The sequence below is a fragment of the Caballeronia sp. BR00000012568055 genome (genome assembly GCF_029439455.1).
GTDB lineage: Bacteria > Pseudomonadota > Gammaproteobacteria > Burkholderiales > Burkholderiaceae > Caballeronia.
Window position 1 is genome coordinate 1 of sequence record NZ_JAQFVG010000059.1, and the last position, 7,490, is coordinate 7,490.

Consider the following 7,490-nt stretch of genomic DNA (forward strand, 5'->3'; position numbering starts at 1 on the left):
GCGTAATGTACGCATTGACGACGTCCCGCTGCGCGGTGTTAGTCGGGAAAACCGCCGAGCGATATTGCGTGCCGTGATCCGGGCCTTGATAGTTCAGTTCGGTCGGATTATGTGCAACCGAGAAAAATATCTGCAACAGGCGACCGTACGTGACCTGCGTCGGATCGTATGTTATCCGAACCGATTCTGCATGGCCCGTATCACCTTCGCTGACGCGCTCGTATTGCGCCGTATTCGCCGCGCCGCCAGCATAGCCGGACATCACTTCCTTGACGCCTCGAACGTGCCGAAACACGCCTTGCACGCCCCAGAAGCAACCGCCTGCGAACACGGCAGTTTCCGTATGTGTCGCGCCGATGGTTTCGTCATGTGAGGGTGCGGGAATCACCGTCGCGCCTTCCGTCGAATGAGCAGTGCGGATTAGAGCGAATGCGCTTGCGGACAAAAACGCCACGCTCAGTACTTTGCTCACCTTGCCTGCTGATTTGCCTGCTAATTTCCCTGAGCTCTTAGCCATGATATGTCCTTGAAATGTCGCTTAGCCGAAAGTGAAGGCATAGGCCTCTACGCCGGAATCGAGAAATTCGATTGAGAACGTACGGTCTTTGACGGGCCCTGTTTGACGCACCAATTGATAAAGGCGCTGATCCGTCACCGTTCCGGTTCCATCCGCCTGCACATCGCTTCCGTGCGATGCACCCGGCGCCGCGCCGTCGATACTCACGCGAAAGCGCACCGGCTTGCCGTCCTTGGACGGACCAAGCACGAGATGCAGATCACGCGCATGAAAGCGATAGATGATGCGTCCCGTATCGCCTGAGAGCGTTGCATGTTCCGAGCCTACCTTCCATGCACCGGCAAGTCCCCAGTCATTGGTATCGAGCGCCTTGGGCGCGGCATAGGTATGCACGCGATCCTGCGCCTCACCGCCCGGCGACATGAATTGGTCCGCGCGCTCATAGCCGATATAGGTTTCCGGCGAATGAACGTCGGCTTCATCCGCCTGCATCATGGCCCCTTGCGCGGACGACATTTCGCTATCCGATGTTTGTTTCGACATTGCCGAAGCATTACCGTGACCGGCTTCCGCAAGCAATTGCTGGATGACCTGTTCAGAGTGCGCGTAATCGCCTTCACCGAAATGGTGATAGCGAATCTGACCTTGCGCATCGACGAAATAGTGCGCGGGCCAATACTGATTATTCAAAGCGCGCCAGATCGCGTAGTCATTGTCTACCGCAACGGGGTAGTCGATACCAAGATCGTGCACGGCCTTCTTGACATTATCGACATTGCGCTCGAACGCGAACTCGGGAGCATGAACACCAATTACGACTAACCCCTGATCGCGATACTTCTGCGCCCAAGCCTTGACGTAAGGCAGCGTACGCAAGCAGTTAATGCACGAATACGTCCATACATCGACCAACACGACTTTGCCTTTCAGCGCTTCTTTAGTGAGCGGCGGCGTGTTGAGCCATTCGACCGCGCCGTTGAGCGGCGGCAAGGTGCCTTCCACAGGCAAAGCCACAGCCTGAGTTGATGCACGCATCATGCTGCCGTTAGCGGATGCCTTCATCATGGCGCCATCGCGATGGCCAAATCGATCGACGAGCTTTTGTTCGACGCCCGCAGTAGCCACAGTCGAAACCCTTGCAAGCACGCCGGTATCCAGCCCAAGTGCAATCGCCACCACGCCTCCCAGCATCGCGACGCCGATCCCACGGCGAATCCATTCGCCTGCACCAAGCGAGCGCTTCATTGCAGCGAATACGCGTCCGCCAATCAGCAAGGCGATCGCCAAGGATGTTGCCGCACCGGCTGCATAGGCAAGCAGCAATAAGGTGGTACCCGCGCTTGCGCCATTGAGGGCCGCGCCGGTCAGCACAAGTCCAAGAATGGGACCCGCGCAAGGTGCCCACAAAAGACCTGTAGCAATCCCAAGTAAAAAGGAACCGCCCATGCTCGGCTTGCCATCGCCGCGCTGAGCGAACGCCGTAAGGCGGTTTCCTGCGCTAACCAAAGGATGCATGATGCGATCAGCAAGGCGCGGCAACAACAGCGTCAAGCCGAATACGGCAAGCAGAACGATGGCGGCCCAGCGTCCGTATTGATTGGCTTGCGTCGCCCAGCCGCCGCCTATAGCGGCCAGTGAAGCGACCGCTGCGAACGTTAATCCCATACCGGCGAGCAAAGGCAATCCGCTCTTGACGAACGGTTGATCCGCACGAGAGAACACAAAAGGAAGCACCGGCAAAATGCACGGACTAAGGATCGTCAACGCGCCGCCGAGATATGCAAGGACGATGAGCAACATGATCGTTAAGGAAATAAGTGAATTAGGGGCGCGTCAGACTGCGCCCGGCGTAAAGTTCATGGCAATGCCATTCATGCAGTAGCGCAGACCGGTAGGCTTGGGGCCGTCGTCGAAGACGTGACCCAAATGACTGCCGCAACGGCGGCAATGCACTTCGGTGCGTGTCATGCCGAACGAACCATCAACATTGGTTGCAACCGCATGTTCGAGTGGCGCCCAGAAGCTCGGCCATCCCGTGTGGCTGTCGAATTTGGTGCTCGACGAAAACAGCGACAGGCGGCAACCTGCGCACGTGAACGTTCCGCTGCGATGCTCGTCGTTAAGCGCGCTTGTATAAGGGCGTTCGGTGCCTTCGCGGCGCATCACCTCATACTGCATCGGGCCGAGAATATGACGCCATTCGTCGTCGGAATGAACGACTTCGAACTTCTCTTGCGATGCAGCAAGGGCGCGCGGACGGTGAGTCAGCACGACAGCGGCGACGGCGGCCGCAGCGCCTGACAATAGAAAGCGGCGACGTGTCTGCATGATCGGTTCCTCGTGGGCGAGTAGGTTGAACGCATGCTAAGCGCGCGCGCATCGCCAAGTCCTCACCGAAAGTTAAATTAAATGTGATACTTCGCCGCGCGCTTTTCTGCACAATGGCAGGGCGCTTAAGCGCGTTCGCCTTGGTTTAACCTGAGTCTTTAAATTAATTACCTGCCGCTTTCATCTCGATGCGCGTTTTTACAAGCGAATGAATGGACCAAGCTAAACGCATTTTGATTGTTGAAGACGACCAGCATATCGCCGATGTGCTGAGCCTTCACTTGCGCGATGAGCGCTATGAAGTCGTCCATTCCGCTGATGGCGCGGAAGGTCTTAAGCTACTTGAGCAAGGCGGCTGGGACGCGCTTATTCTCGATTTAATGCTTCCCGGCGTGGACGGTCTGGAGATTTGCCGCCGCGCGCGCGCTATGACGCGCTATACCCCCATCATCATTACGAGCGCGCGATCGAGCGAGGTGCATCGCATTCTCGGACTCGAACTTGGCGCGGACGACTATCTCGCCAAGCCTTTTTCGGTGCTGGAACTCGTCGCGCGCGTCAAGGCGCTGCTGCGCCGCGTCGATGCGGTGGCTAAGGATTCACGGCTCGAAACAGGCCGGGTCGAAGTGAATGGTATTGCGATCGATCCGCTTGCGCGCGAGGCCTTCGTGGACGGTGCGCGCATTGAACTAACGCCGCGTGAATTCGATTTGCTCTATTTCTTCGCACAGCATCCCGGCAAGGTCTTTTCGCGGATGGATTTGCTTAACGCAGTGTGGGGTTATCGACACGAAGGTTATGAGCATACGGTGAATACGCATATCAATCGGTTACGCGCTAAAGTCGAAAAAGATGCGGCGGACCCTAAGCGAATCCTTACGGTCTGGGGGCACGGCTATAAGCTCGCGTCTTCTCAAGAGGATGCCAGGCCGTGAAATTCACGCTATCGCAACGGCTGTTTGCCGTGTTCTGCGTGCTGCTTTTAGCGTGCTGCGGGGCGTCTGCGTGGCTGCAGATTCGCGCAAGCGACTTGCGTGAGAAAGAGGTTATCCAAAGCCTTTCGCGCGGTCTGGCAGAGCATATTGCGCGTGATGGCGCACTCGCAGACGCCAACGACATCGACGCACCCGCCGTGCGCCGTCTCTTCAGCCAGTTGATGGTGGTGAACCCGAGTGTCGAGGTGTATCTGCTCGATAGCACGGGCCGCGTGCGCGCCGACGATGCGCCTCCCGGCCATCTCAAACGCGATCATGTCGATCTCGCGCCGGTGCAGCGGCTCTTGAGCGGCGCGGCTTTACCCATTCTTGGCGACGATCCGCGCAGCATCGACAAGCGCAAGGTCTTTAGCGCCGCGCCGCTTGCCGCGCCCGGCAGGCCGCCTTTTGGTTATGTCTATGTCGTGCTGTTGGGCGAAGAGCACGATCAGCTTGCGGCTAAAGCATCCGCTAGCGCGGTACTACGCACCACGCTCGCTTCGATGGGCCTCGTGACCTTGCTGGGCCTGGTCGCTGGTGTGATCGCCTTTGGACTTATCACGCGTCCGCTAAGACGTCTGACCGATGCCATGCGCAAATTCGACGCGAGCGGCATACCGGCCGATGCGCCCGTGGTCAATCGCGCTAAAGCGCGCAATACGCATGACGAAATTGCCGTGCTTGAAAATACCTTTGCGCAAATGGCGGCGCGTATAGGTGAGCAATGGCGCGCGCTTGGGCGGCAGGATCGCGAGCGACGCGAACTCGTCGCCAATATTTCGCATGATCTGCGCACGCCGCTTTCGTCCTTGCACGGCTATCTGGAAACACTGTCGCTCAAGGCCGACACCCTTGCCGATACTGACCGCCGCCGTTATCTCTCCATCGCGCTCGCGCAAAGCGCCAAAGTAGGGCATCTTGCGCAATCGCTTTTCGAACTCGCGCGGCTCGAGCATGGCATGGTCGAACCGCAAGCTGAGCCATTTTCTCTAATGGATTTGCTTCAGGACGTCTTCGAGAAATTCGAATTGCCGGCGCAATCGCGCGGCGTTCATCTCGATGCGGATATCGCACCTCGTCTGCCGAATGTTCGCGCGGATCTCGGCATGATCGAACGCGTGCTGACCAATCTGCTCGATAACGCGATTCGCCACACACCCAAAGGCGGCACGGTCAAAGTCACACTGACGAACGCGACGGAAGCAGTCGAAGTGACAGTTAGCGATACCGGTACAGGTATTCCGCCGAATATGCGTGATGCGCTATTTCAAAGGCCATTCACGTCAGGCGAAGATCATCGCGGAGCAGGGCGTGGCGGGCTTGGTTTGTTGATCGTGCAACGCATGCTGCAACTGAATGGCAGTCAGATTCACTTGGTCGAAACCAGCGCTTCTGGCACATCGTTTCGGTTTGCTTTGAACGCAGTAGTCGCGCACTCAGGCGACGAATCACCAAGGCTTAGCAATTGAGCGTAAAAAAAGACCCGGCGTTCATGCCGGGTCTAAGAGGACGGTCATTCTGCGATCACGCACCGTTGGGAAGCGCGCGACGCGTTGCATGTCTGACCATCCGCGTGGACGTTTCGAAAAGGGTAAGCGACGCTTGCCACGGTTCGAATAAACCGCAATTGTGCAAGCGGTATGTGACAAGTTTTAGAGCCTCCATCTTAAAAGAAACTTAAAGCGCCGCGCGATGTGAAGTGCTTCGATTGCTGCGGGTTTTCATCAGGGCCATTTCGCTAGTGCTGACCTGGTATCGTCGTCCAAGCACGATAATCTTCTTTAGCTTTCCAGCTTGTGCATTTTCTGTGCGATTGATGCACCTATCCGCATCGTTAAGTCGGCTAAGAAAATTGTTCCGATCTTAAGCCTTATGAAATTGAGGTGCTGAACAGAAGCTGGAAACTTTCCTTGGTTTCTAAGGATATGTTTGCTAGCATGTAATCGGGTCGCACGGCCGCTGAGCTTTCGAGGGCGAAGACGCGGAACAGTGTGGCGTGGCAATCATAACGGCCTTTACCGGCTAAAGAAAATGGAAGCGCAAGTCGTCAGCGCATACGCGCTCGGCAACCCCGTTTATAGCGTAGCAAGCGTATAAGCAGCGTAACAAGCGCATAGTGCGACACTGGTTTATTCAGTTGGCCTTCACGTTTTAATGCAGGCTGCAAGTCACGGCGTTTGTCGTAACTAGTCTTTATTCGTCTATCGCTTTGATATTTCAAAGCGTGTGAATATGCACGCGCGAACTCAGAAAGCGTGCTCAAGCGCATGTCCGGTGAATCGTCCGCTATTGCGCCGCAACTCACGCAACGCAATTTAAGTGATGCGCTCCTGCGGCCGTGCGTGCTTCGTCATGAATGCGCTTTTCTTCTGGCACGACCAGATGTTTTCTTATCAATCGGCACTGTCTTTCGAAATCTCGAAACGACAGGGGAAAGTGGCGCACTTTTAATCCGCGCATTACGCGGGAGGAAATGTGGAAACGGAACTGAGTCTACGGCTTGCAAAAGCGTTGCGACGTTGCGCGTCGCATGAACAGGTGCTCACCTACCAACGATTTCATACGCTATGCGAAAAAGGCGTGCCACTCGTGCAACGTTATGCAGCGCTGGAATCCGCGATCGAATCGTTGGCGGATGTGCACGATATCGATTACGGTGTGCTGCTCGCGCTTGACAGCGGCTTGCCCGGCGCCGAATTCTTCCAGCGATACTTGCGTCATCGTCACGGCGAGTATGTGTCGTTAATGGGTGATCCGAAATATCATCGGCAGACCATTGCGCGCAAGCGTGCACTTGTGGCGCGCGAGCGAGAGCGGGTTTATGCGCATGCACGTGTGGCCGAAGAGGAGCGCAATCGACAGGTCGCCTTTGCCTGAATGCGTTTCAGGCTTCGGCGGTTGCGCCGAGGCCTGCTTTAGCAACGACCCAATCGCAAAAGCACTTTACTTTCTCGACATTCCGTTCGTTGGCACGATACGAAAGGAAGTGCGTCTCCCGCGCGAGCGGAGCGAATAGTCCTGCGCCCAGCTCGATCAGATCGCCGCGCGAAAGTTCGCGTTCGGCAAGCCGCGTCGTTTCCAATGCGACACCCATGCCGTCAACTGCTGCCGAAATCGCAAGCGCCGCGCGATCGAACGACGGACGCGGTCCGCGCGGCATTTCCAGACCGTTGAGCGCGAACCAGCCCGGCCAGGTCACACGGCTCAATTGCGAATCGATCAAGGTCATTGTTTTGATTTGTTCGGCAACGGGTACGTTGTCACGAATCAACGCGGGCGAACACAATGGCACGATACGCTCAGCGCCAAGGGCACGCGTCACCACGCCAGCCCGCTCATGCGCAAAGCCATAAGAAATGGCGACATCGACTTCGCGCACACGGAGCAGATCGGCAGGTTCGGCATCGGAGGAAAGCCGGATAGTCACGGTCGGATGTTCGTGCATGAATTGCGGCAAGCGTGGGCCTAACCACTTGGCCGCAAAGCTTGGCGCGCAATGCACGGCAAGCACCTGCGCTTGCGGTTCGAGCGCCACTTCACCGCATGCTGCCTCGATGACATCGAACACACGGCCCAGGCTTTCATGCAGTCGCCGGCCTTCGGATGTCGTCTCCACGCGCCGGTTGCGCCGATGAAAAAGCGGCCTGCCAAAGTATTCCTCAAGCTCCTTG

At 56.9% G+C, this 7,490-nt stretch carries 7 protein-coding genes; 3 read left to right on the forward strand and 4 right to left on the reverse strand.

What is annotated here, in order from left to right; all coding sequences use genetic code 11:
* The 3 genes from msrA to msrB form a co-directional block, all read right to left on the reverse strand.
* A partial coding sequence (msrA, locus tag P7F28_RS04220; protein WP_277183188.1) for a peptide-methionine (S)-S-oxide reductase MsrA occupies nucleotides 1-517 on the reverse strand: 517 nt, incomplete at its 3' end.
* A gap of 21 nt (nucleotides 518-538) precedes the next feature.
* Nucleotides 539-2,317 carry a cytochrome c biogenesis protein DipZ gene (locus P7F28_RS04225; protein WP_277183189.1) on the reverse strand — a complete coding sequence of 593 codons (1,779 nt, stop codon included), beginning with the start codon at nucleotides 2,315-2,317 and terminating at the stop codon, nucleotides 539-541.
* A gap of 33 nt (nucleotides 2,318-2,350) precedes the next feature.
* Nucleotides 2,351-2,845: a peptide-methionine (R)-S-oxide reductase MsrB gene (gene msrB, locus P7F28_RS04230; RefSeq protein ID WP_277183190.1), complete on the reverse strand. Its 495-nt coding sequence runs from the start codon at nucleotides 2,843-2,845 to the stop codon at nucleotides 2,351-2,353.
* A 212-nt stretch (nucleotides 2,846-3,057) separates the two neighbouring features.
* On the opposite strand from msrB, the gene P7F28_RS04235 reads away from it, so the two are divergent.
* The 3 genes from P7F28_RS04235 (at nucleotide 3,058) to P7F28_RS04245 (ending at nucleotide 6,696) form a co-directional block, all read left to right on the forward strand.
* On the forward strand, nucleotides 3,058-3,780 hold the full coding sequence (locus P7F28_RS04235; RefSeq protein WP_277183191.1) for a response regulator transcription factor: 723 nt from the start codon (nucleotides 3,058-3,060) through the stop codon (nucleotides 3,778-3,780).
* Complete coding sequence (locus P7F28_RS04240) at nucleotides 3,777-5,288, forward strand: HAMP domain-containing sensor histidine kinase (RefSeq protein WP_277183192.1); 1,512 nt, start codon at nucleotides 3,777-3,779, stop codon at nucleotides 5,286-5,288. The genes P7F28_RS04235 and P7F28_RS04240 overlap by 4 nt, the downstream gene beginning before the upstream one ends.
* Nucleotides 5,289-6,408: 1,120 nt before the next feature.
* Nucleotides 6,409-6,696, forward strand: a complete 288-nt coding sequence (locus P7F28_RS04245) for a hypothetical protein (protein WP_277183193.1) — start codon at nucleotides 6,409-6,411, stop codon at nucleotides 6,694-6,696.
* A gap of 7 nt (nucleotides 6,697-6,703) precedes the next feature.
* Here P7F28_RS04245 and P7F28_RS04250 read toward each other — a convergent pair.
* The coding region (locus tag P7F28_RS04250; protein WP_277183194.1) for a LysR substrate-binding domain-containing protein at nucleotides 6,704-7,490 on the reverse strand (787 nt) is incomplete at its 5' end.

Coding starts and splice junctions, on each gene's coding strand:
- P7F28_RS04225 (WP_277183189.1), bottom strand. CDS start 2,317: ATGTTGCTCATCGTCCTTGCATATCTCGGCGGCGCGTTGACGATCCTT.
- msrB (WP_277183190.1), bottom strand. CDS start 2,845: ATGCAGACACGTCGCCGCTTTCTATTGTCAGGCGCTGCGGCCGCCGTC.
- P7F28_RS04235 (WP_277183191.1), top strand. CDS start 3,058: ATGGACCAAGCTAAACGCATTTTGATTGTTGAAGACGACCAGCATATC.